Source organism: Scytonema hofmannii PCC 7110, assembly GCF_000346485.2.
In the GTDB taxonomy this organism is placed as follows: domain Bacteria; phylum Cyanobacteriota; class Cyanobacteriia; order Cyanobacteriales; family Nostocaceae; genus Scytonema; species Scytonema hofmannii.
This window is the reverse complement of sequence record NZ_KQ976354.1, coordinates 7,854,221-7,877,647: the sequence shown is the minus strand read 5'-3', so window position 1 is coordinate 7,877,647 and position 23,427 is coordinate 7,854,221. Positions and strand designations below refer to the sequence as shown.

Below are 23,427 nucleotides of genomic sequence, written 5' to 3'. Positions count from 1 at the left end.
CAAAATCACAGAGTGACATATTGTTACTTGGGGCTTGTATTTCAATCGATGTTGTGTAACTATACTATAAATAAACAACGGTAAATCAATCAAGTAACCGTATTTAATTGTCGTAAATACCCCACAAATAAACTATTCAAAGTTGTGAAGGTCGAGAACAGGTATTTTGAGCCATCCGTGCTCGGTGTAAAACAGCTTGGTCTTGCTTGATGTTTGTGAGGGATTGACGACAACTAAAAGTCAACGAGTGACACCAGGAGAAATCGCCATGACAATTGCACTTGAGCGTCCTAAAAAGAAGACTCGTTCAGCACAGATTCGGGAGCAGCTAGGCTATCCCATTATTGATACTGATGTACATACTCAAGAATTTGAACCAGCTTTCCTTGACTATCTAGCTCAAGTAGGTGGTTCTAAAATTGTCGATCGCTTTCAAGAACATTTACCTGGAGCAGGTCGCTACCGTTGGTTTCAGCAAACTTGGGAAGAACGCCATAACTACCGCACAGCACGTCCTCCTTTGGGGTGCTAGCCTCTATACAGATATCATCTCGTTATTTCTTATCAATCCATCCTTTGGAGTTGTACACCAGCCTCAATCGAGACTTCTTCAAAGGTACGGCAATTGAGAAAGAAGCAGAAGAATACCTGAGGACTAGGGGTTAGGGGCTAGGGGCTAGGGGTAAGAGACTAGCAATGAGGAGTTGCTCCAACGCCCAATGCCCAATATGCCCAATGTTCTCACGGTCGAGCGGGTACAAGGGCTAAGTGCGTTTCAGGTAGGCACTACCTACCTGAAACTTTCTTAAGACTTCATACAGAAACGGTATATATTTATGGTTGCTACAGTCAAAACTCGGTCTTTCAATATCTTTCACAGCTTTAAAGTGCTTATAATACCGGGACTATTGACCATTACAACTTCGTTAACTTTAATTGGTTGCAGTGGAGAAAACCTGAAAACAGAGACAGAAACGCAATCTTCTGCTCGTCAAGTGTCAGATAATACTAAAACATCTGGTATTAAGACAAAAGTACTCCACATGGGGTATCAACAAGCAGGTGATTTAGTTAGAGTTACAAAAGTCTTGGAAAAGCGTTTAGAACCTTTGGGAGTTAAGGTGGAATGGGCGCAATTTGCCCAAGGTCCTCAACTCATGGAAGCTATGAATGTGGGTAAAGTAGATCTAGGTTCTGTGGGAGAAACTCCCCCTATTTTTGCTCAAGCGGCTGGTGCTCAAATTGTTTATGTTGTTGGTCGGCGGCGAACTGAAAAGACTGGTCGAGGGAGTGCAATTGCTGTTCCACCAGATTCTCCTATCAAAACTTTGAAAGACATTAAGGGGCAAAAAGTCGTCTTCCAAAAAGCTTCTGCATCGCACTATTTTATTCTAAGAGCTTTAGAAGATGTGGGTTTGAAATACAGCGATATTCAAGTTCTAAGCATACCCAACGTGGAAGCCCGTGCAACATTTATAGAAGGAAAAATTCCTGTTTGGGTGACAGGAGATCCTCACCTAGCTATAGCTGAAAAAATGGGTAAAGTTCGCGTTCTTAGAAATTCTCAAGGACTTGATTCCCCTGGTGGTTACTATATAGCAGGAAAACAATTTGCTATAGATAATCCTGAATTACTGCGGATAGTCATTGAAGAAATAGACAAAATCGAGCGATGGGCTGAAGCACATCCTAAAGAGACAGCAAAATTAATTGCACCAGAACAGAAACTACCTCCAAACGTGATGGACTTAGTAATTAGCCGTCGTACCTATGGCTTGAGAGCAATCTCTCCAGACTTAGTGAAAGAACAACAGCGAGTAGCAGAGTATTTTTATAGAAATGGCTTACTTCCTAAACCTCTTAATATTCAAGAAGCTTTACTAACACCCGAACAATATGCAGCAATTACTCCTCCAACAATTAGTCAGAAGTAGCTCTTAGGGATCGGGGATTAACTAGTTATAAATCACTGGTAACTGGTAACTGGTCACTGCTCACTGCTTACTGCTCACTGCTTACTGGTAACTGGTCACTGGTCACTGGTCACTGTTTACTGTTAAACCCATTTCTAAATATACTGAATGTAATATCCTTCTCATCTTAGATTCTTGTCTGGAGAAATAAAAAGCTCCCAGAAGACAACACGCACCACCAAAAAATATAGCATTAGCAACTCCAATTTGATTTGTCAATCCCCCAAAAAACAAATTACCAAAAGGCAGTACTCCCAAAAAACCTGTTGTAAATATACTTGTAACTCTACCTCGTTTATCTTCGTCTGTCAGAATTGATTGAACAAAATTACCAATTGAAGCCAGAGTTAGAGTATTACTCATACCTACTAGAAAAATTAAAACCAGACAAATCTCTAGATTGTTGGAACGAGAAAAAAGCATCAAACCCAAGCCTAAAATTGCCGTAGAACGTGTGATAATTTTCTCTAATCCTATGACTTGCTTGCGAAGAATAAGATAAAAACCTGCAACTATAGAACCAAGAGCTGAAGCTGTCATGAGAAAGCCCATGGTTTCAGCATTACCATTCAATATTTTTTGAGTAAAAATCGGCATTAAGTTAACATGAGTCATTGCCATAAAACAAATAATGATTTGTAATATAAAGGCATATTTTATAGGCAAAAAATCATAAGCAAAAACAAAACCTTCTTTCAAAGTCTTTAAGAAAGGAGTTTTATCAGAGGATAATTTATTAGGAATAGCTCTAATTTTTGTAGTTAAAATCGCGGATATAAAGGGTATATAGGTAATAGCATCTATTAAAAAACAAGCAGTTGCTCCAGAGCTAGCAAGCAATATACCCGCAATCATAGGACTGGCAAATTTAGCTGTATTAATCGAGAAAGAATGGAGAGAAATTGCACTGTAAGTCTCTGTTTTATCCTCTACAAGTCTGGGAATTGTTACCAAACGTGCTGGTAAATCGAAAGCTTTTAGTGTCCCTTGAAGAGCACCAATAATAATAATCCATACAACATTGAGCTGACCGTTAAGAGTCAGAAAAGTTAAGAGAGAAGATAAAAGAACGTTTAGTAACTGAGTTGTTAGTAACACGTATCGTAGATTCCAGCGATCCAACAAGACTCCTACCAAAGGTGTAATAATCAAACCCAGAGCTTGATTGGTAAATCCTGCAACACCAACTAACACGGCTGAATTGGTTAATTGATAAACCATCCATACCAAGGCTATTTGGGTCATCCAAGAGCCAAAAAAAGATACACTTTCTCCCATGACGAAACAACAAACATTTAAAGATTTCAGAGCAGGAGGAATCTGAAAAGAACCAAATCTCAGTTTACCTTCTTCAAAACGTTCTCTATGACTTTGTCCCATCAGTGTCTTCCTCTTGTAAATGTCTACAACCTTGTTTTCAGGGCGGTCAGAAGCTTTATCGAACTTGGACTTTACAAGTCCACTCATTCTGAAGTCGTGTTAGTTAAACTTAAATTTAGAACCACAGAAATTTAGCGTTCTTACTATTTATTCACAAAGAGGCGATCGCACGCAAATCGTGAATTACAGTTGCTCTTTGCTTACAAATCTACTGTCTAGCTCGAACTATTACAATTCGTTTGCAAAATTAGACAATACTGACCGTCAGCCATAGAGCCTATTGTTCTTAAATATTTAGATACACTAATAATTAGTTTCTCATATGTTTGTGCAAAGTCAAGCATAAAAAAATACCGCTTTGATATTTAACAAAAACACCGTAATTCCCCATCTTCGCGTCTGTGGGGATATAAGGTGGGGAAAATATTAACGTTCCCCCTATGGGAACAGTTGATATTTTCCCAATTATCTTTTTGGCTTATCTTGAGATTGAATGTATTGCTTGACTATCTCCAGCGGAGCACCTCCACAAGAAACAGCACAGTAGGAATCGCTCCAAAATTTATCTTGACAGTAATATTTATCGATTATTTCTTTGAACTCACTCCTGACAATACGACTCGAAGCGGATTTCATAGAACCGATGAGAGAGGAGAGATTGTTGTCAGGGTGAAAGTCTAACAGCAAATGAACGTGGTCTGATTCACCATTAAATTCTTTGAGCATACACTTATTTTTTTCACAAACTCTGGTCAGTGTGTTGCGGATTGATGCGAGCATTGCTTCATTAATAATTTTGTGTCGATACTTAGTAACAAAAACCATGTGTAACTGAATGTTAAAAATAGCGTGTGAACCTTTACGTATAAAAATTAAGCCGTGGTATGCCGTTAGGCATAAGCAAAACAGGGTTGTTCAACATAACTCGACATTTAAATAGTTAGCTGTCTACCATGCCGTATCTATACAATATAGAACTGCCAGCACTCGTAATTCGGTCTCATAAGCAAGCCTTTGCGTATTTGTACCAGAATATGCTAAAGACAGCTAACAAGTGTAGCAGAATTCCAATATAAAATTCTTTGCACCAAGAAAGCCACTTGGGACAATAGGACAATTAAGCTTCATCTACCAAGTCCGGCATAGTATGTGAGAGTTCGTTTCCAATACCAAGTTCTTTTTTACCGCGTTTTAACTGTTTCCAAAGAGCTTTAATCTGTTCGTAAGCTTCATTTGGTTCAAGTTTTCCACTAGTCTCCAGACTAGCAATGTAACTGACTTTATGAGAAAATTCTTGGAGATTGGCGTCAAACACTAGGTACTGTGGGGTAAGTTTACCGCGATAGCTAGCGCGAGGGCACAGAAACCTTTCCATATCTCTTTGCTTATCGGATTTTTCCATAAATTCACCACCTTTCTTATAAGTGTTTTTAATAGTGCTTAACCTGTTCTTAACTATTGTAACTTTTCTAAAAAAATAGTGGATGGGTGAGTGTATGTCATCCTCCTAAAGATATACTTTTATGTTGACTTATTTAAGAGAGGTCATCACGCTTGAGTAAAGAAAGGAGTGTGATGCCAACAGATGCAAGTGTTTCAACAGCCCCTTCTTGTCTGTCAATAACGCAAAGTGCCGAATCAATTTGAGCACCAAGTTGACGCAGTTGACGGGTTGAGATAACAATTTGACCTCCAGAGGTGACTACATCTTCAACAATCAAAGCTTTGCGACCATTTACTTGCGTCCCTTCGCTTAAACGAGCAGTTCCATATTTCTTTGCCTCTTTTCGGACAAAAGCAGCAGGTAACCCAGAGTAATATGATAAAAGCACCACAATTGGAATACCACCAAGTTCGAGACCTGCAAGTACTTCAGTGCCGCTTGGAATGCGATCGACCATTTGCCTGACAATAGAATCAAGCAAGACAGGATCGCAACAAAATTGATACTTATCAAAGTACTCGTTTGCTACCTTTCCAGACCGTAGGGTGAAAGACCCAGTAAGATAAGAAACTTCGTAAATTTTCTTTGCTAGTTCACGTTTATTTGTTATGATTTTAGTCTCTTCATGGAAAGCTTTCATGTCTTCAATTTCGAGAGCGAAAGTTTTGCTGATAGTTACTATTTTGCCATACTACTAGCCTTCTCAAATACAATGATTACAGCTATCCTTTTTGATTTAGACGGAACTCTTCTCGATCGCGAGACTTCTCTGAAACAATTTATTTCAACTCAATATAGTCGATTACCTGCATTGCATCACATTTCAAAAGACAATTATATTTCCAGATTTCTTGAATTGGATTGTCATGGTTATGTTTGGAAAGACAAAGTTTATCAGAACCTTGTGTCAGAGTTTTCTATTGAAACACTAAGTTGGCAAGACTTACTACAGGATTATGAAAATGAATTTCTTCATTCCTGCATTCCCTTTCCTAACTTACACTCTACTTTGATTACTCTCAAGACACAGCAATATTTATTAGGGATTGTAACCAATGGTTTAGGAACATTTCAGAGGCGCACCGTTCAAGGATTAGGGATTGAAAATTATTTTGAAACCATTTTAATTTCAGAGGTTGAGGGCGTGAGAAAACCCGACCCTGAAATCTTCTATAGAGCATTGCACAAGTTAGGCGTAACACCCGAACAAAGTGTATTTGTTGGAGATCATCCTACTGTTGATGTTTTGGGAGCCAAAAATATTGGGATGAAGGCAATTTGGAAACGCGATCGCCACTGGACAGAACCAGTTGAGGCCGATGCAATTGTTGAAGATTTAGGTATGCTACCAGAGATCGTTCAAATATTTAATGACTTGTAACAGTCTCTCTCAACCGAAAGCGTAATGGCATTCCATCGGACGGATAAATCAAAAGGTTTTGCTGTTAAATTACCCTAAATCTGGCTAATTGACAATATGAAAATCTCACGCTAAGTCGCAAAAAAATGTTAAGTTGGTCGATTTACAATATATTCTACTATTAATACTTACAGGTAAAGCAGTCGATTCATCACACATTGTCACTCGTAAGCTACTCCCTTTCCGCTCTAAAATTACCGAACTTTGTAGGTAGTCTTCTGGCGGTTCGGGAGTATGAAGTCCTTGACTTCGCAAAAATTATCGGGGAGCTTAGTCTTAAAGTTTAAGTCCAATTGCGGACTACAGTAAATTTGATTTTGAATTCATGAGATAGATCGTAGTCCAGGGAGCCGAAACGCTGTTTAGACCACTCTCGTAAATCTTGAATGGCACGGGGGAAAATGTCTTCTGGAATGTACCAAGAAGCACTATAAATTCTGTTTTCGTAACGTTTGAGTAATTCTCCTACTGTTAAATCAACTTGCCATTTAGCTGCTATGACTGTTTCTAAAGTTGCACCCTGTTCTCTTAGGGCTGCTAACACTTCTTCTTCCGTTGCGCCAAAGCGAGTGACTTGATAATCATAGCCAGCAAGGATATCTCGCCAATGTTGCTCAAAATCCAACTGAGCCTGAGTTATATCAGATGGAGTATTCATGCGCCCGTGACTGTAAATATAAAGCCCTTCTGGTTTTAACACTCGTTGGACTTCTGCTAGTGCCTTTTGCCAATTGGCAATCAGGTGAAATACGTGTACCGTAATAGCAACATCAAAAGAACCATCGCTAAACGGTAGGGTAGTTGCATCGCCAGAATGTAACGTCACCCGATGATTTACGCCCTTGAGTTTGCCTTTGCATTCATCTAGCATTTTTTCAGATATGTCTATCCCTGTATAGGAGTAGCCTCTCTGGATAATGGGTAGAGCAATTCTACCAGTACCAATACCAACTTCAAAGAATTTTGTATCTGGTGTAGGTGAAGTTATGTTGAGAATAGTTTCAGTGACTTGTTCGGAAATATCAGGAGGTAGTCCTCGTGTTGAGTCATAAATATCAGCCACGCGATCGAATGAGACGGTGAGCGATCGAACAGATGACTGAGGTGATGGTAGAGTCATATTTTCCTTTTGTATGATTGACATTAATTTGACAGATGTAATACCGCCTTACCAAAGTAGCTTCTATCCAACAACTTCTGTGCTACATCAGCTATTTGCGTCCACTCAGCTTCAATCTCAATAGGAGGATGCAATTGACCTGCTTCTACCAAACTTAATAACCGTCGCAGTCCCACTGCTGCTGATTCTTTTCTAAGTTCGTGGAACAAAATCAAACCATACAAACTTGCACCACCAGTTCCATAAAAGCGTTGAGCATTGAATGTTACCTCATTTCCTCCTGAAGTGCCAAATACAACAACTGTTCCATCTTCTGCCAATAAACCGAGGGCTGTTCCAAGGATGTTTCCACCTACTGACTCAACAATCAAGTGATAAAGACCATACTGACTCGCTGATGAAAGGTCTTCACCAATTACTACAAAGTGAGCACCCGCATCTTTAACAAAAGTTTCGTGTTCCGAACGACGAATATGTGCCACTACCCGCGCACCGCTCAGACGAGCTAGTTGAATAGCGAAGTGACCTACACCACCAGACGCACCTGTAATTAACACTGAGCGACCTAAAAGCGAGCCTCCCTTAAGTAGAACATGATACGCAGTTAAACCTGCTACGGGTAATGTGGCAGCTTGAGCAAAGGAAACTGAAGATGGCAACTCTGCTAGAGAATGAGTTGGTACTGAAACCAATTCACCCCAAGCACCAGAACGAAGTAAACCGACAACTCGCGTTCCTGCGATAGGTCCCGAACCATCAACCGCAGGAGTTTCCACAATCCCAGCCAAATCCCAACCAGGTTTCCAACCTGCTTCAGCTGTGGTAGAACGTCTGACTTCACCTCGGTTAAGAGAAATTGCAGCAACCCGAATCACTGCTTCGTTTGCAGCTGGGGTAGGTGCTTCCACGTCACGCAGTGCCAAACGTCCTGGCACATTAGGGTCAACAACTACAGCACGTACTTTGCTCATAATCTAAAAATTTTTTCCTGTGAAAATAGGTTTGTTTAAGGACTTTCAAATAAAAAAATATTCAATTTTCTCTTGTGGTACGGGCGTCCTCGCCCGTCCTATACTAGTGGCGGGCTAGAAGCCCGCACCACGCCAACCCCTGCTACTAGTGGCGGGCTAGAAGCCCGCACCACGCCAACCCCTGCTCCCGTCCACTCTTCGCTCACTTAGGCAATACTAACAGCGAAAACCACTGCCATCATCAGACCTTGCAAAAAACGCCAGAAGATAATGGTATGCAACCCAGATGCAGTTGATACTAAGCCTGTTAGTAAACTCAGTATCAATAGGGATGGAACAATTAGACGCTTACGACCTAAGATATCAGCCAAAACACCTGCCCATGGTGCGGACAAGGCTACTGCCGTTGTTGTTGCGCTCACAGTTAGGCTCACTTCTACTTTAGAGGCATGAAAGACCTGTGCGAACAGAGGCAGTAGCGCCTGAGGAGAATAGAGGTTGAGAAACGCACAAAAACCTACTAGAGCAGTGGCGATCGCAGTTTTAGGGTTTTGTAGTAAAACAACACTATCGGGTGAATTTCTCAGATTCATAAAACTGACGAAGAAAAGAATATTGCTCTACTTTTGAGCACCACCCACGACAGCAGGTTCGCCGAGAATCTTGGCAAATCTTTCCAGATAGTAGCTCTCTGGATTTGCAACTGCTCGAATTGACTCGCGATCGCGTACCACATTCCACCATTTCTGCAGGCGAGGTGTTTCTGTTGGCAGTGTAAATTTGCGGAAGTGTGTTAACAGAGGTAAGCGCTCAAACCATGGATAAAAACTAATATCGACCAGACTAAACTTATCTCCCAACCAGTAAGAACCACTGCCAGAAAGCTTACCCAATCCTTCTTCTTCAATATACAATAGAGCTTCAGTGAACTCTCTTCGTCCTTGTTCCTGTTCGTTAGTCTCTTTACTCCGCAGGAATTTGCTAAATGCAGGTACTAGGCGAGTGTTGGCGTAGTCTATCCAAATGCGAGCGATCGCTTTTTCTCCAGGAGTCTGAGGCAACAAAGGTGGTTCTGGAAAGACTTCTTCTAAATATTCGTTGATGATAGCAGACTCATAGATTTCAATGTCCCCATGTTTGATAGCAGGAACCTTACCATAGCGTGAAATTCGTGTAAACCCCTCTGGTTTATTTTGTAAGTCAATTTCAATTGGAGTAAAGTCAATTCTTTTTTCCAAAACTACAACACGGGTGCGTTGGGAGAAAGTAGAAGCTTTGGCAAAGTAAAGTTCGATGTTACTCATGAAATTTCTTCCTTATAGGATATTACTGTTTGTCGGTCGATTTAATGTACAATGCCAAAAGTATTACATAGTCCTTTTTAAAATACAAGTCAATAAAGTAGACCTTAAAAAGGAGTTACTATGACGCCAACTGGATTCTCATTAGATGGAAAAATTGCTCTCGTGACTGGAGGAGTTCGGGGACTGGGGCTAGAAATTGCCAAAGCGCTCGCGAATGCCGGAGCGTTTGTTCTCATTAATGGACGAAGCCAGGAAAGCCTAGAGCGCTGGCTTTTTCGCAACGGAATCCAATGCCGATCTAGTTGCCGATCGCGAAATCGCTGACTAGCTGCAGAAGCGGACTTCTTTGGGACGTTGGGGAGAACCAAAAGAAATTGCTGGTGCGATCGTTTTTTTGCTTCAACTGCGGCGTCCTACGTTACAGGTCAAGTTTTGGCTGTTGACGGTGGATACCTGACTCATTTCTAATTTTTAGGGATATCCAAGAAATAAATTATCCATCTTGTGGGACGGGCGTCCTCGCCCGTTCTTTATTAGTGACGGGCTAGAAGCCCGTACCACAAGAGAAAGTTGGTTATTTTTTTCTTTGGAAGTCCTTTAACAGACCAAAAAGTCCAGTTGTTACAATCGCTAATTGGGGAGAGAGAATGGGGTATCGGCAATTAAACGGCTGGGTGAAGAACATTTATTTGTATTTACCTGCATTCAAATCACGTAACTTTCGACTCTTCTTTAGCGGACAAACCCTGTCTCTATCAGGTACCTTCATGACCCAGGTCACAATTTCCTGGCTGATTTATGAACTGACAAATTCTGCTTGGTTGTTAGGCTTAACTGGGTTTCTGCAATTTCTACCTACTTTAATTCTGGCACCGTTTTCAGGAGTTTTATCCGCTCGCTGGAGTCGGCGAGATTTACTGATGTTGGTGCAGGTGCTGGGAATTATCGTTTCGCTGAGTTTGACTGTACTCAGTTTTTTAGAGTTAGTCAATTTCTGGTTATTAATCATTGTTAGTATTCTTGGTGGATTGTTGAAAGGTTTAGATATGCCTGTCAGGTATGCGATCGTCATTGAAACAGTAGACGATCGCGCCGATTTGGGCAACGCGATCGCGCTTTATTCCGCCATACTCAGCAGTTCTCTATTGATTGGACCTGCACTTGGTGGTATTTTGCTTGCTACGCTAGGAGCTAAATATTGCTTCCTTTACGACAGCCTTAGCTACGTTGTAGCCTTATTAACCCTAGCGGCAATGAGATTACAACCAACTCCAAAACCAGTCACATCGTCAACCAATGACACTTGGCAGAAATTAAAAGAAGGATTCAGCTATGTCTACAATGCATTGCCAATTCGCGTCATCTTGTTGTTATTGGCATTGCATGGTTTATTTGGCATCTCTTATATGACGCTACTTCCCATCTTTGCGGCTGACATTCTCAAAGGCGGTGGGGAGACATTGGGCTTTTTGAGTGGAGCAGGTTCAGTAGGTTCGCTCATAGGGTGTCTCTATCTCAGTTTGTGTCGAAAAGTGTTAGGTTTAGAACGGCTGATGGCATTGTGTCCTGTTGCGATCGGGATTGGGCTAATTGCCTTTGCACTATCTAGAGAGGTCTGGCTTTCGTTGTTGATGCTAGTGGTGGTCGGCGGCGGTGGAATGCTTCAGGTTTCTTGTAGTAACACGATTGTCCAAACCCTGGTAGAAGACGATAAGCGCGGCAGGGTGATGAGTCTTTATTCTCTAGCTATGATTGGTACGTTACCTTTAGGTAACTTAATGGCAGGTAGTCTAGCACAGTACATTGGTGCTCCCAATACAGTCATCGGGAGTGGTATTGTTTGCCTTTTAGAATCGGTTTGGTTGCAAGGGCACTTACCCCTTCTGACAAGTTGGATTGTTAATCGAACTAGCCACAATTTAAAAAAAATACGGTAAATCGATAAATTTACCATATAATAAAACTAAAATCTGAAAAATTCTTATGAGCAACAAGCACATAGAAGTCAAACAGGTAGCTGGTTTCATCGGTGCGGAAATTAGTGGTGTAGATCTTTCTCGTCCTCTGCACGATGAAGCAGTCAAAGAAATTCGTCAAGCACTCTTGAAGTGGAAAGTCGTGTTCTTTCGCGGTCAGAATATCGATCATACTGCCCAAATTGCGTTCACAGCTCGTTTTGGCGAAGTAACTTATGCACATCCACACGAGGATGAGCCGATTGAAGGGTTCTCAGAAATCTTACCGATTGACCGCAGCCGCTTTGAGCGGCGCAATGGTTTGCGTCGTTCTAGCTATGAAAGCCGATGGCACACCGATGTGACAGCAGTTGTTAACCCTCCTACCTTATCAATTTTGCGTGCGGTTAACGTCCCTAGTATTGGTGGTGACACACAGTGGACTAATCTGGTTGCAGCCTATGAGGGTTTGTCAGCACCTCTACGCGATCTGGCAGATAAATTAAAAGCCGAACATCGTTTTAATGCGCGTTTACGGATACCTAGCTACAGCAAACTTGCCCAACGCATCGCTGCTAATCCTCTAGTTTCTATCCACCCAGTGGTGCGCGTTCATCCTGAGACTGGCGAACGCGCCTTGTACGTGAATCCTGGCTTTACCTCGCATATTCTTGACGTATCACCCCAAGAGAGTGACTTGTTGCTTGAGTTGTTCTTCAACCAAATTACTAAACCCGCTTACACCACCCGCTTTCGCTGGAACAACGGTGACATCGCTTTCTGGGACAATCGCGCCACCGCACATTTAGCTCCTCAAGATCTGGATCATCTGGAAGTGGAGCGCGTTCTCTATCGCACCACTATCAAAGGTGATATTCCAGTCGGGGTCGATGGTTTCCGATCGCAAGCGGTTGAAGGTGAGCCGTTCGGTATCGAAGTCCCAAACATCTTGCAGAACAAAGCAGAGAAGGTGAAAGCAGAACCAGTCCTTTCGTAAGCTACAGAGTTGTTGGCAGTGCAGACACTTATTTATGAAGTTGTTCTTACCTGCCAAACTCAATATTACGAAAATATGTAGGTTGGTAGGTTGGGTTGAGGAACGAAACCCAACTAACTAACACCGGAGACGGAAGTTTTAATTAGTCACAAATGTCAAGCGTTACCCTTCTATGGTGGCGTATTCTAACGGTTTGAGAACACTCGCAGGAGTTGGTTCCCATTTCGTTGGAATTCATAGGGTACTTGTTTAATTTCTACCCGGTATCCTTGGGCTATTAATTGGCTTGTTACTGGTTGGAGAAATGGTGACGTTTCTCCACTAAAATAAGTCAGTAGAGGAAAAACTCGTACTTCTGTTGCTACTCGGCACATCTCTACAATCGAAGCAAGATGAAAATCGACTGAGAGCTGCTCTGAGTAAGTGAACAGCAGGTGCGAGCATAATGCTAAATCAAATTGATTTGTACTGAATGAGAGAGTAGGTAACTCATCCTTTACATAGCGTCCTTCTCTAACTCCTAGTGGGAAATCCTTCAGAAATTCGTTCATAGCCGCCATCCTAATCTGTCCAAGATGCTCTGGAGATTGGATATCTTTCCAGACGAAGTTCTCTTTGTTGTCCCGCGTATTGTTTATGACTACTGGATAAGTTTCCTGGATGCGTCCGGCAATTTCAGTAGCTGTAAACTGATAAATCGGATCGCAAGAGATAACTTTGTATCCAGAGCGATTCATTTCAGCATTGAAACTTGATGGTCCACCTCCACAATCAAGGATTGCTAATTTGAGTTCATCAGAAGTCAAGTCGAACATTCTGATGTATTCTTCTAATGGACGTCCCCACGGCACAATATGCTCGAGCTTTAAGCCCATTATTTTTTCTCCTTGCGACTATTAATCAATATTCTTTTGTCGCTTACGTGCTAGGGTAAGTCCATCAGCGATCGCGATTAAGCTCAAGTCTATGCGATTGTCCTGAGAAAGTTTGCTATTGAAGTCTCTGATAGCCGTGGTAGTTGAGTCTTGTATATCTAACTGAGTAACGCGCCCAGACCAAAGCACATTGTCAATAGCAATTAACCCACCTGGTCGAATTAACTGTAGTGCAAGTTCATAATAGCGGTAATAATTTTCCTTGTCAGCATCAATAAAAGCAAAGTCAAAAGTTTCTGCCTGACCTTGTGCCAAAAGTGTCTCTAAGGTATCTGTTGCTGGAGCAATTCTCAAGTCAATCTTATCTGCAACTCCTGCCTGTTGCCAGTAACGACTAGCAACAGATGTAAATTCTTCGCTAATGTCACAGGCTACTATCTTACCATCTGGTGGTAATGCCAAAGCGATGCTCAGAGAACTATAACCTGTGAAGACTCCTAGTTCCAAAATTTTCTTCGCACCAATAAGTTGTACCAGAAATGCCAGAAATTGTCCTTGCTCTGGTGCAACTTGCATATTTGCTCTAGGATGTCGAGTTGTTTCTTCCCGTAATTGAAAAAGAATTTCCGGTTCGCGTAGAGAGACGGAAAGAAGATACTCGTAAAGGTTATTTGTGAGATTTAGAGTCTTAGCCATGTTGTTCTTAAAAATGTAAATTTGTGCTTATTGTACATTAATAAAAATGTACAACAACTTAATTCTCAGTCCAAAAAACTGTTATTATTTCTTAGCTAGATGACAATTTCTTACCCCTACTCCCTATTTTCCAGACAAAGCAAAGTTTGTTTCAAACACGCTTAGCGGGTCGCTTAGTAATGCTTCAGAGACATTGATTTTGTTGGGAATTAGACTGAAGCGCTCAAAGACATCGGCTGCATATTGTTGTTCGGCAATAAATTCTTGGGATGGCGGAACAAGTCCCCAAGGTCTTTTTCTCAAAGAGAGTTCCCAACTTGAAGCATCAAAGCCGCCTATTTCAGTTGCTAGCAATTTGGCTGCATCAGAGAAGTGAGTTGCAATCCAACGATCCACTCGTTCCAGTGCTCTAATAAAAGCTGCCAAAGCTTCAGGATACTTTTCGGTAAAAGGGCGACGAGTGAAGTAGATAGAGCGATTACTAAATAGATCTGAACTGTAGAGTAGTACGCGAAATTTATGATTTTTCTGAACTTCTGCCAGGGTTAAATCTGCTGCTACCCAAACATCTACTTCACTCTTAAGAAAAGCTTGTACAATATCTATTGTGCGGTAATCAACAGTCTTAACATCTTGATAAGTCAGTCCTGCTTTATCTAAAGCGATCGCAAGCAAATGTTGCTGGTAAGAACCTTCACTGAGAGCAACAGTCTTGCCTTTTAAGTCAGCAATCTCATGAATAGTAGAATCTTCCGGGACAACAATCGCGCCATGTACCGGACGCGGTTGCGAGGTTGCTAAGTAAACGACTGGCACTCCTTCTGCCTGTGCCAAAATTGGTGGAGTCGTACCCGTTGCACCAATGTCAATTTCACCTGCCTTGAGTAACTTCACTGTCTGCTTTCCACCCTTTTCTGCTATCCACTCTACTGAAATACCAGTAGGCTGAAGCAAGTCTTCTAGTAACTCTGGTTTTCTGCTCAGGGTAAAAACGGACAGATTGTGGGAATGAACTCCAATGCGAATGGAATTAGACATACAGCTGCTCCTTTTAAATCTTAGTGACATCAACCACAAAGTTTTGTATGACCGGTTTTTTGGGAATAATACCCTTTGTGTAAAACCAGTCACTCACGCGATTCATCTTTTCTATTTCCGCCACACCGACAGGTTTTGGTAAACCTTCCATCCTCTCACTCATATACTGCTGCACGGCTTGAGCTAACTTAAACTCCTTACCATAGATCCGCATTGCTTCTTTTGCATTTGTCAATGACCACTGGCTTTCACGCCGCACCACATCATAAACGGCTTTTACTACCTTGGGATACTTCTTCAAAAAGTCATTGTGAACGATATAGATGACATCGTTTTCAGAACCAATATCTCCAGCCGTAGCCAGAACTCTTGCCTCATACTGCACCACAGCAGTAGCAAAGAAAGTACCCCAAACTGCCCAAGCATCTGCTTTACCCGATGCAAACACAGGTGCGGCATCGGCTGGACCTAGATAAACTCGTTGTACCTGTTCTAGCGGGATTTTCTCCTTTTCCAGTGCCTTTGCTAACAAATACTCTCCAGTACCGCCTCGGTTCACAATAACTTTTTTACCAACCAAGTCTTTCACCTTCTTAATGCCAGAGTTCTTTTGCACCAGAACACCTGAACCATCTCTACCACTCACTTGATAACCAAAAATTTTGAATGGAGAACCAGCTACCATAGCTGAGATAGCAGCCGTGGTACTACCACCGGTGAAGTCAATACTGCCTGCATTTAAGGCTTCGGCAGCTGGTGAAAAAGCTGGAAAAGGGCCTAACCATTCCACAGAAGATCCTTTCCCCTGTAACTCTTGGTTCATTGTATTTCTGACCTTAGCTAAGAAGTAAGAACCAGGACCTCTGATAATGGCAATTCGTGCCTTAAGCTTGTCCGTACTTGGCTCGGGTAACTGAGAAACTGAGCTAGATTTTCCAGATGACTGGGAATTTGAATTAATTGATTTGGCAGTAGCAGCGTTATGGGCAACCGCCATTGTAGAGGTCAGGAAAAATAATGCACTAGGTAAAGCACGACGCTTAATGTGGTAGTTGAACAACTCCGCCTCAAAGAGATTTTTCATAACTCCTGTTGATGGCACTTCATCCGGCTTGTACTTGCTTGGTTTCAGTAGCTCCGATAATATCTTTGAAACCACTCCAGGTAGGAATATGAACGCTGGAGGAAGACTGGTTATTATTCGTAGGTTGAGACACAGGCAGTAATGGCAACAATAAATCGGCTACCCGATACGCTTCTTCTATTAAAGGAATTCCAGAGATAATGAATGTCTCTATCCCAATATCGGCATATTCCTGAAGCCGAGAAGCTACTGTTTTGGGATCGCCTACTACTGCTGTACCAGGACCAGGACGTACCAAACCTAATCCAGCCCAGAGATTAGGATAAATTTCCAGTTCTCTAACGTTTTTAGGAATCTTACCACCATGAAACTCTAACATCCGTTGCTGTCCTACTGAGTCGCCGCTCGTTAACATCTTTTGGATTGCAGCAACAGACTCCTCATCCATTCGCTTGAGCAACCAGTCTGCCGCATCCCAGGCTTCTTGCTCTGTTTCTCGCACAATTACGTAGAGACGAATCCCAAACCGTAGAGTCCGATTATACTTTGCTGCTAGCGATCGCATTTTCACTATCCGTTCTGCTACTTGAGGTGGAGCCTCTCCCCAAGTTAAGTATGTATCGATATGTTTAGCAGCAACTTCCAAAGCAGGATCGGAAGAACCGCCAAACCATAAAGGTGGATGGGGTGATTGTACTGGGGGTATTCCAAGTTTTGCTTTCTTAACGTGTACGTATTTGCCTTCAAAGTCCACTGTCTCGCCAACCATGAGTTGCCGCCAAACGGTAAGGTATTCATCGCAGTGGGCATAGCGCTCATCATGAGACAAATGCAGACCATTGGCTGCCATCGTATTGGACGTGCCATTAACTATGTTAATTAACAACCGACCGCGAGAAAACTGTTCAAAAGTCGCTGCCATCTTGGCAAACAGAGTCGGTGAAAGCAATCCTGGATGTACCGCAACCAAAAAGCGCATCCTTTCTGTGAAGGGAATTAAAGCAGAACCCAGTACCCAAGTATCATGCACCCCAGTTGCCAATAATGCGCCTGAGTAACCTAAATGGTCGATAGCCCGCGCTAACTGCTGCATATATGCGTAATCAATCTTACGTGCGCCCTTCTTGTTCCAGGGAAACGGGCCATCTGGCGCAGTCAAATACCAAAGAATTTCCATATCATATTATGAATTGTTTCGGTCTATTGACAGTTAAATCAAGGTAAGTTCTTCAAGTTTTGAAACCAGTTCTTGAGCTTCAGCCAGATGTTCTGAAGCAATCCAAGCGTCTATATCAAAGTCAGCTGGAATAAAGCCCCATTTTAAAAGAAAATCTTTTTGAGATTTTAGGGCTGCAATCCACTGAGTTGATAAATCCGGGCGCAAACGTAAATGCAGTTCCGATCCGTAAGCTTTCCGAACAGCCTCTTCGCTTCCTCCAGTCTCAATTGATACAGTTTTAACTACATCTTCAGAGTGGCTTTCTGCCCATTTTGAAGTTTGGAGTAGGCAAGCTAAATACTTTACTATCAGGTCAGGACGTTGTTCTACCAAATCCGCATTTACAGTGATGGTTCTTGGAGTCCCATTATTAACCCGTATAAGCGGATCGGAATGCTTACCTAAGTCAAAAACAACTCGTAACTTATGTATTGCACTCAAGTCTGCTCCTGGAGCACCTTTGACGTAGATTGCATCCACTTCGCCCCAGAATAAGCCTGCTAATTCTGCTTGGTAAAAATGACTTTGTTGTATACCTCCAGGCAAAGCTTCCCGTAAGTCCGTTTCTCGAGCATGAAGATCGACAAAGTGGACATCATTCTCATTCAAGCCAGCCAGTGACAATGCACTCAAAAAACCTCGCTGTGCCATTGCCCTAGAAAAATCTATTTGACTTTGAGTTCGCAACGGTAGAGCCAGTCTACGTCCGCGTAAATCTGCTGGTTTGGTAATGTCTGAATCTGGTAGAGTCAGAATTGCTTGGTACTCATCAACCCATGTTAACGCGATCGCACGAGTATCTTTTCCAGTAGCACGCGCCCAAATTGCTGGAATATTCCCTCCTTCGCGGAATAAGCCTTTGAGCGTGTGGTCAAAATGAGACTCGCGAACAGATCGCTCTTGTTCTGCTCTTAAAGATTTAAAACTAATACCATCTTTTGCAAAGGTCTTATCTAACCAACCTAAATCAAGAGCAATACCTGAAACGGTAGGAACTGGACAGCGAGTGTACCAGAATTCAGTGATTTTACGGTCTTTTGTGTAGTTTGACATACCCACTACTCTTGCGCCTATTCATTCCTCATCAACAAGTACGTATGATTAAGTATTCCGAGCGCGACTTGATAAAAGACTCTACAGCTATGGTTAAAGAATTTTTGCCATAGCTGTACGAGCAATAACATAGTATCTATCCACAAGTTGATGGTGTCAGGAAGTGTGTAGATGTAATAGCCATTTGAGAAGAGTTTGGTAGGTTGCTAACGCTTCTCTAATAATTAAGCTATTAACTACGGCTAAATTATCAAGTATTAGTATTATATTATTGCATGATTTATCAAAAAAACAAATATAAATTATTTTAAGTTATGTGTTGTGGTAAATATCAATTTCACTCTTGCTTTTTACTACATTTTATGGCAGAATCTTGTTTAAAAGCTGTTAACTACGGTAAATTGATAAGTTAACAGTAAAATTATTGCCAATCAAGTCACAACTGACTCATAATCAAGCATTTAACACCAAATTGAAAAAAGAATGCGACAAATAGTTGCTTGAGATTAAGTCTAAGCATGACTTCAATCAAAAATATAAAATTCACGAATGGTACAACATGACAAAAATTACTATCTACAGTGCGGTTGTTTGTCCCTTTGCTCACCGCTCGCGTTTAGCTTTACTAGAAAAAAGTGTTGACTTCGATCTGATTGAGATCGATCTGCAAAACAAGCCGCCAGGATTTACAGAGATTTCTCCCTACGGGAAAGTTCCTGTTATCAAACATGGCGAACACCGAGTTTGGGAATCGGCAATTATTAACGAATACCTAGAAGAAGCATTCCCAGAACCATCTCTATTACCAAAAGAGCCAATCTTAAAAGCGCAAGCAAGAATTTGGATTGATTTTGCTAACACGCGATTTGTCAGTGCCTACTCTAGTTTGCTACGTTCTCCAGACTCCGAACAACAAAAAGCTGCGGCTGTTGAATTACGCAATCATTTGCAATTTATTGAAAATGAAGCTTTAGCCAAATTGTCTGGAGATGGAGACTACTGGTTTGGTAACTCCATCAGTCTAGTGGATCTCACATATTATCCTTGGTTTGAGCGTTGGGCTGCCCTAGAAGAATATCGTGGCTTTCAAATTCCAGATGAGTTAACTCGCTTGCACCGTTGGCGTCAGGCAGTGAGTCAGCGAGAATCAGTGAGAGCGATCGCAAATTCTAAAGAGTTTTACTTACAGCGCTATGCGAGATTTGCAAAGGTTCCTGTCGCTGTGAATTAGAATGGTATAGGGGCGCAAGGCATTGCGCCCCTACTGCTTAATCTACAGTAGCCGTTGTTTTTTCTTTAGACTGCTGTTTTTGTTTTGGAAAATCCTGATTACCAACTATCTCCCCAAATGGGCTTAACACCTGTTGTTCTTCAACCGTTGGCAAATTCTCCAAAGGCAAATAGGGGAATAGGAGTTCGGCAACTCGATAAGCTTCTTCTAAATGAGGATAGCCAGAAAAGATGAAGGTATCGATGCCTAAGTCCGCATATTCTAGCATCCTAGCAGCAACAGTCTTGGGATCTCCCACTAAAGCAGTTCCCGCACCACCTCTCACCAAACCAATACCAGCCCATAAATTTGGGCTAATTTCTAGGGCTTCTCGGCTACTGTTGTGCAATTGACTCATCCGGCGTTGTCCAACAGAATCCATGCGATCGTAGGCTTTTTGAGCTTTGGCTATGGCTTCATCATCCACATACCGAATCAAATCATTTGCTGCATCCCAAGCTTTAGTTTCTGTTTCTCGAACAATGATATGCAGGCGAATCCCAAACCGCAATGTCCGCCCTTCTTGTTCTGCCAAACGTCGCACCTGGCTAATTTTTTGAGCGACTTGTTCTGGTGTTTCTCCCCAGGTTAAGTACACATCTACGTGTTTAGCAGCAATGCTTTGAGCAATAGGCGAGGAACCTCCAAACCATAAAGGCGGATTCGGTTTCTGTATCGGAGGAAATAACAATTTACCTTCCTCGATATTGAGATAGTCCCCTTGGAAGTTAGCAGTTTCACCAGAGATAATTTGTCGCCACACAGTCAAAAATTCATCGGTTAATCTGTAGCGATCGTCGTGACTTAGATGCAACCCATCTCCTGCCAATTCTACCGGATCGCCTCCAGTAACAACATTAATCAGCAAACGCCCGTTAGAAATGCGGTCAAAAGTTGCTGCCATCCTTGCTGCTACACCCGGAGACATCAACCCAGGACGAATCGCTACCAAAAAACGCATTTTTTTCGTATGCGTAACTAGGGTTGATGCCAAAACCCACGCATCTTCACAGGAGCGACCCGTTGGTAACAACGCTCCTGTAAAACCTAAATGATCCACTGCTTGGGCAATCTGTCTCCAGTAATCAAAGTTCACTGGTCGTCCACCTATAGCAGTGCCTAGATAACGTCCTTCTCCATGTGTGGGAATAAACCAAAGTAGCTGCATGATTCCTATTTAGAGTAGATACAAAACTTTTTTATGATGCTTTCAAATAGCTAGGATTCCACTGCAGCCAGTAATTCTCCAGTGACCTAGCAACAATATCCGCTAGTTTACCAAATAATGCATATATTAATATGCTCAATACAACTATGTCAGTTTGCATAAATTCTCTAGCGTTCATCGCCATGTAACCAATTCCAGAATCAGCAGCAATTGTCTCTGCTACAATCAGCGTTAGCCACATAATACCGAGAGAAAAACGTACACCAACCAAAATTGAGGACAACGCTCCAGGTAAAATAATTCGCCAAAACAAACCCCAAGCATTTAAACCATAAATTTTTCCCATTTCAATTAATCCAGGATCGACGCTACGAATTCCATGAAAAGTATTTAGATAAATAGGAAACATGACTCCTAATGATACAAGAAATAATCTAGCTTCATCTCCAATGCCAAACCACAAAATGACCAATGGAATTAAAGCTAAATTGGGTATATTGCGGAGCATTTGGATAGAAGTATCTAACAATTTTTCAGCAACAGGAGAAATGCCGTTCAGCAATCCTAACGAAAATCCGATACTTCCTCCAACTAAAAAACCAGTAACTGCCCTTGCCGCACTGATACCAATGTTACGAAATAATTCTCCCGTTTGAGCTAACTGAATAGCAGCACCTAGCACGCCTAAAGGAGCAGGTAAAATTCTGGTGGGAATTAAACCAATAGCAGAGAAGATTTGCCAGAAAATTAGAATTAATACTGGAAGAGTCCAAGGAATTAATGACTGAATCTGGCGATTACGTAAAAATTTAAACTGCAACTTATGTTTTTTCACCTTACTTTTTGATTGTAAATAGTTTGACATAGAAACAAAGTATTTTTTAGGATCGCGATCGCTAACAATATGATTGAGTTTGTTTTTCATATGACCTCGTACACTTCCAATACATTTCAATACTGCTCGGTTAAGGGAAATAAAGGGTAAAACAGTGTCAAATGTGTTCGCGTATTAAAAACGATAACTGAAAGCGGATGGGCAAGGTTATTTTTTGTCTTTGAGACTTTCGTACAAATCTATCCAGTTTTGTCTGAGAGAATGAATCGTATTTTTTAAGGTGTCGATTTGCATTCTTCGTGTAACTTGCATAACAGCATCAATATGAGCGGGGCTTCCAGCTTTCCCCAAATGCTTATATTTACTTAATTTATTAGGAGTTTGCGTAGGGAAAATCGGCATTTGAGCGTGCAACTTATAGTACCAGTAAGTTCCTTTTTGACCGCGTGCCTGGTAGCGCAGGACACAACAACCTTCGGGTGCAACTTCTCCTGAAGCTTGAATTTGTTGAATTTGTAGTTGTAGAGTAGCGATCGCTTGCTGTAAGAGTTCGGCTCTGGCAATAATATCGTCAGTTTTCGTAGGCATCAATTGGAATTGGGGAAAGATAGAGTTCTCGAATAGATTACGAGAACAAAAAGTGTTTTAATCAATATTATCTTATACGAAATTTCACTTCAAAACTGAGTGCTAATGATGCTAGTTAACTTTGAATTCAACAATCAAATCCTAAATCGGGCACAATTACTGCTGGCTCTTAACCAGATCATCCCTACCGAGTCGATTATGGCAGCGATTACAACAACGAGTAGTACCGCACGGCGTCAAAGAATACTTCCTACACACGTAGTAATCTCTCTAGTAATCGCCATGAGTTTTTGGTCCTCCGATTCAATCGTGGATGTATTGAAAAATCTCATTCAGGGTTTTAATTCTTTGCAAATCCCCTTTAAGAGACGTTTTAAGATACCAACATCTTCATCAATAAGTGAAGCTAGACAACGAATTGGTGCTGCTGTTATGACTCGTTTATTTGAAATTGTTGCAAAACCTTTAGCAACAATTAAAACACCAGGTGCTTTTTTGGGTGGACTGAGAATAATGGCTTTGGATGGCACAGTTTTTGATGTTCCTGATACAGAAACTAATGCTAAAGTATTTGGTTACCCTGGTTCTCGTCCTGGTACAAATCCGGCTTTTCCCAAAGCTAGGTTAACTTTTTTAGTCGAAGCAGGAACTCATTTAATTATCGACATATTTTGTTGTCCATATCGAATTGGAGAGAGAAAAGGAGCTTTAAAGCTATTAAGAAGTGTTGAGGAGAGTATGTTGTTAATGTGGGACAGAGGACTGCACTCATTTAAAATGATTCATGCTGCAATCAAACAAAAATGTCATATTCTTGGTCGCGTGCCATCTCATGTAAAATTTGAGTTTGTTAAAGCTTTTCCTGATGGTTCCTATCTAAGTTGGCTTGCTCCTGATGGAAAGTCAAGAAAGAAGGGAGCGACGAAAATACCTGTTCGTGTCATTGAATATATTATTGAAGTTGAGGGTGTAGAAAAGGTGTATCGTTTAGTAACTGATTTGATGGATATTTCAACTTTTCCTGCATTGCTCTTAGC

25 protein-coding genes are annotated in these 23,427 nt (G+C 41.6%); 8 read left to right on the top strand and 17 right to left on the bottom strand.

The genetic code is table 11. From position 1 onward, the window contains the following. Nucleotides 1–268: 268 nt before the first annotated feature. Nucleotides 269–532: a hypothetical protein gene (locus tag WA1_RS33065; protein WP_017749788.1), complete on the top strand. Its 264-nt coding sequence runs from the start codon at nt 269–271 to the stop codon at nt 530–532. Nucleotides 533–836: 304 nt separating this feature from the next. Then, entirely contained in the window at nt 837–1,934 is a 1,098-nt protein-coding gene (locus tag WA1_RS33060; RefSeq protein WP_017749787.1) for an aliphatic sulfonate ABC transporter substrate-binding protein, read from the top strand. A 102-nt stretch (nt 1,935–2,036) separates the two neighbouring features. Here the strand turns inward: WA1_RS33060 and WA1_RS33055 are convergent, their stop codons facing one another. The 4 genes from WA1_RS33055 to pyrE all read right to left on the bottom strand — a co-directional run bounded on the left by WA1_RS33055 (nt 2,037) and on the right by pyrE (nt 5,437). After that, a complete protein-coding gene (locus tag WA1_RS33055; RefSeq protein ID WP_017749786.1) occupies nt 2,037–3,353 on the bottom strand; it encodes an MFS transporter in 1,317 nt (438 codons plus the stop codon). Between the two features lie 465 nt (nt 3,354–3,818). Continuing rightward, nucleotides 3,819–4,226, bottom strand: coding sequence for an IS200/IS605 family transposase (gene tnpA / locus WA1_RS33050; RefSeq protein WP_033336777.1), 408 nt, complete (start codon nt 4,224–4,226; stop codon nt 3,819–3,821). 244 nt (nt 4,227–4,470) lie between these two features. Then, nucleotides 4,471–4,755, bottom strand: a complete 285-nt coding sequence (locus WA1_RS33045) for a DUF7219 family protein (protein WP_017749784.1) — start codon at nt 4,753–4,755, stop codon at nt 4,471–4,473. Nucleotides 4,756–4,888: 133 nt separating this feature from the next. Then, nucleotides 4,889–5,437: an orotate phosphoribosyltransferase gene (pyrE, locus tag WA1_RS33040; protein WP_017749783.1), complete on the bottom strand. Its 549-nt coding sequence runs from the start codon at nt 5,435–5,437 to the stop codon at nt 4,889–4,891. 72 nt (nt 5,438–5,509) lie between these two features. On the opposite strand from pyrE, the gene WA1_RS33035 reads away from it, so the two are divergent. Then, nucleotides 5,510–6,178 (top strand): HAD family hydrolase, encoded by a 669-nt coding sequence (locus WA1_RS33035; RefSeq protein ID WP_026135350.1) that lies wholly within the window; start codon nt 5,510–5,512, stop codon nt 6,176–6,178. Between the two features lie 322 nt (nt 6,179–6,500). Here WA1_RS33035 and WA1_RS33030 read toward each other — a convergent pair whose 3' ends face one another. The 4 genes from WA1_RS33030 to WA1_RS33015 form a co-directional block, all read right to left on the bottom strand. Beyond that, nucleotides 6,501–7,337, bottom strand: coding sequence for a class I SAM-dependent methyltransferase (locus tag WA1_RS33030; protein ID WP_033336784.1), 837 nt, complete (start codon nt 7,335–7,337; stop codon nt 6,501–6,503). A 23-nt stretch (nt 7,338–7,360) separates the two neighbouring features. Next, nucleotides 7,361–8,308 (bottom strand): zinc-binding dehydrogenase, encoded by a 948-nt coding sequence (locus WA1_RS33025; RefSeq protein WP_017749780.1) that lies wholly within the window; start codon nt 8,306–8,308, stop codon nt 7,361–7,363. Nucleotides 8,309–8,514: 206 nt separating this feature from the next. Next, nucleotides 8,515–8,901 (bottom strand): MFS transporter, encoded by a 387-nt coding sequence (locus WA1_RS33020; protein ID WP_017749779.1) that lies wholly within the window; start codon nt 8,899–8,901, stop codon nt 8,515–8,517. A 27-nt stretch (nt 8,902–8,928) separates the two neighbouring features. Next, the gene (locus WA1_RS33015; RefSeq protein ID WP_017749778.1) at nt 8,929–9,612 is read right to left on the bottom strand and encodes a glutathione S-transferase family protein; all 684 of its coding nucleotides are present in this window, start codon (nt 9,610–9,612) and stop codon (nt 8,929–8,931) included. Nucleotides 9,613–9,732: 120 nt separating this feature from the next. On the opposite strand from WA1_RS33015, the gene WA1_RS33010 reads away from it, so the two are divergent. The 3 genes from WA1_RS33010 to WA1_RS33000 all read left to right on the top strand — a co-directional run bounded on the left by WA1_RS33010 (nt 9,733) and on the right by WA1_RS33000 (nt 12,564). Then, nucleotides 9,733–9,936, top strand: a complete 204-nt coding sequence (locus WA1_RS33010) for an SDR family NAD(P)-dependent oxidoreductase (RefSeq protein WP_017749776.1) — start codon at nt 9,733–9,735, stop codon at nt 9,934–9,936. Between the two features lie 323 nt (nt 9,937–10,259). Beyond that, a complete protein-coding gene (locus tag WA1_RS33005; RefSeq protein WP_081402985.1) occupies nt 10,260–11,549 on the top strand; it encodes an MFS transporter in 1,290 nt (429 codons plus the stop codon). 46 nt (nt 11,550–11,595) lie between these two features. Continuing rightward, nucleotides 11,596–12,564 (top strand): TauD/TfdA dioxygenase family protein, encoded by a 969-nt coding sequence (locus WA1_RS33000; RefSeq protein WP_017749773.1) that lies wholly within the window; start codon nt 11,596–11,598, stop codon nt 12,562–12,564. 185 nt (nt 12,565–12,749) lie between these two features. On the opposite strand, the gene WA1_RS32995 is transcribed toward WA1_RS33000, so the two are convergent. From WA1_RS32995 to WA1_RS32970, 6 genes are all read right to left on the bottom strand, one after another. After that, complete coding sequence (locus tag WA1_RS32995) at nt 12,750–13,439, bottom strand: hypothetical protein (RefSeq protein WP_017749772.1); 690 nt, start codon at nt 13,437–13,439, stop codon at nt 12,750–12,752. 21 nt (nt 13,440–13,460) lie between these two features. Further along, nucleotides 13,461–14,135, bottom strand: coding sequence for a class I SAM-dependent methyltransferase (locus WA1_RS32990; RefSeq protein ID WP_017749771.1), 675 nt, complete (start codon nt 14,133–14,135; stop codon nt 13,461–13,463). A 123-nt stretch (nt 14,136–14,258) separates the two neighbouring features. Then, nucleotides 14,259–15,173, bottom strand: a complete 915-nt coding sequence (locus tag WA1_RS32985; protein ID WP_017749770.1) for an aliphatic sulfonate ABC transporter substrate-binding protein — start codon at nt 15,171–15,173, stop codon at nt 14,259–14,261. Between the two features lie 13 nt (nt 15,174–15,186). Further along, nucleotides 15,187–16,257, bottom strand: a complete 1,071-nt coding sequence (locus WA1_RS32980) for an aliphatic sulfonate ABC transporter substrate-binding protein (protein WP_017749769.1) — start codon at nt 16,255–16,257, stop codon at nt 15,187–15,189. A 19-nt stretch (nt 16,258–16,276) separates the two neighbouring features. After that, entirely contained in the window at nt 16,277–17,434 is a 1,158-nt protein-coding gene (locus WA1_RS32975) for an LLM class flavin-dependent oxidoreductase (protein WP_017749768.1), read from the bottom strand. Between the two features lie 33 nt (nt 17,435–17,467). Then, nucleotides 17,468–18,529: an ABC transporter substrate-binding protein gene (locus tag WA1_RS32970; protein ID WP_017749767.1), complete on the bottom strand. Its 1,062-nt coding sequence runs from the start codon at nt 18,527–18,529 to the stop codon at nt 17,468–17,470. 559 nt (nt 18,530–19,088) lie between these two features. Here WA1_RS32970 and WA1_RS32965 point away from each other — a divergent pair. After that, nucleotides 19,089–19,760: a glutathione S-transferase family protein gene (locus WA1_RS32965; RefSeq protein WP_017749766.1), complete on the top strand. Its 672-nt coding sequence runs from the start codon at nt 19,089–19,091 to the stop codon at nt 19,758–19,760. 37 nt (nt 19,761–19,797) lie between these two features. Here the strand turns inward: WA1_RS32965 and ssuD are convergent, their stop codons facing one another. The 3 genes from ssuD to WA1_RS32950 form a co-directional block, all read right to left on the bottom strand. Further along, a complete protein-coding gene (gene ssuD / locus WA1_RS32960) occupies nt 19,798–20,967 on the bottom strand; it encodes an FMNH2-dependent alkanesulfonate monooxygenase (RefSeq protein ID WP_017749765.1) in 1,170 nt (389 codons plus the stop codon). Between the two features lie 31 nt (nt 20,968–20,998). Then, entirely contained in the window at nt 20,999–21,832 is an 834-nt protein-coding gene (ssuC, locus tag WA1_RS32955) for an aliphatic sulfonate ABC transporter permease SsuC (protein WP_026135349.1), read from the bottom strand. Nucleotides 21,833–22,009: 177 nt separating this feature from the next. Continuing rightward, entirely contained in the window at nt 22,010–22,390 is a 381-nt protein-coding gene (locus tag WA1_RS32950) for a hypothetical protein (protein ID WP_017750188.1), read from the bottom strand. A gap of 105 nt (nt 22,391–22,495) precedes the next feature. Here WA1_RS32950 and WA1_RS32945 point away from each other — a divergent pair. Then, the coding region (locus WA1_RS32945) for an IS4 family transposase (protein WP_272819280.1) at nt 22,496–23,427 on the top strand (932 nt) is incomplete at its 3' end.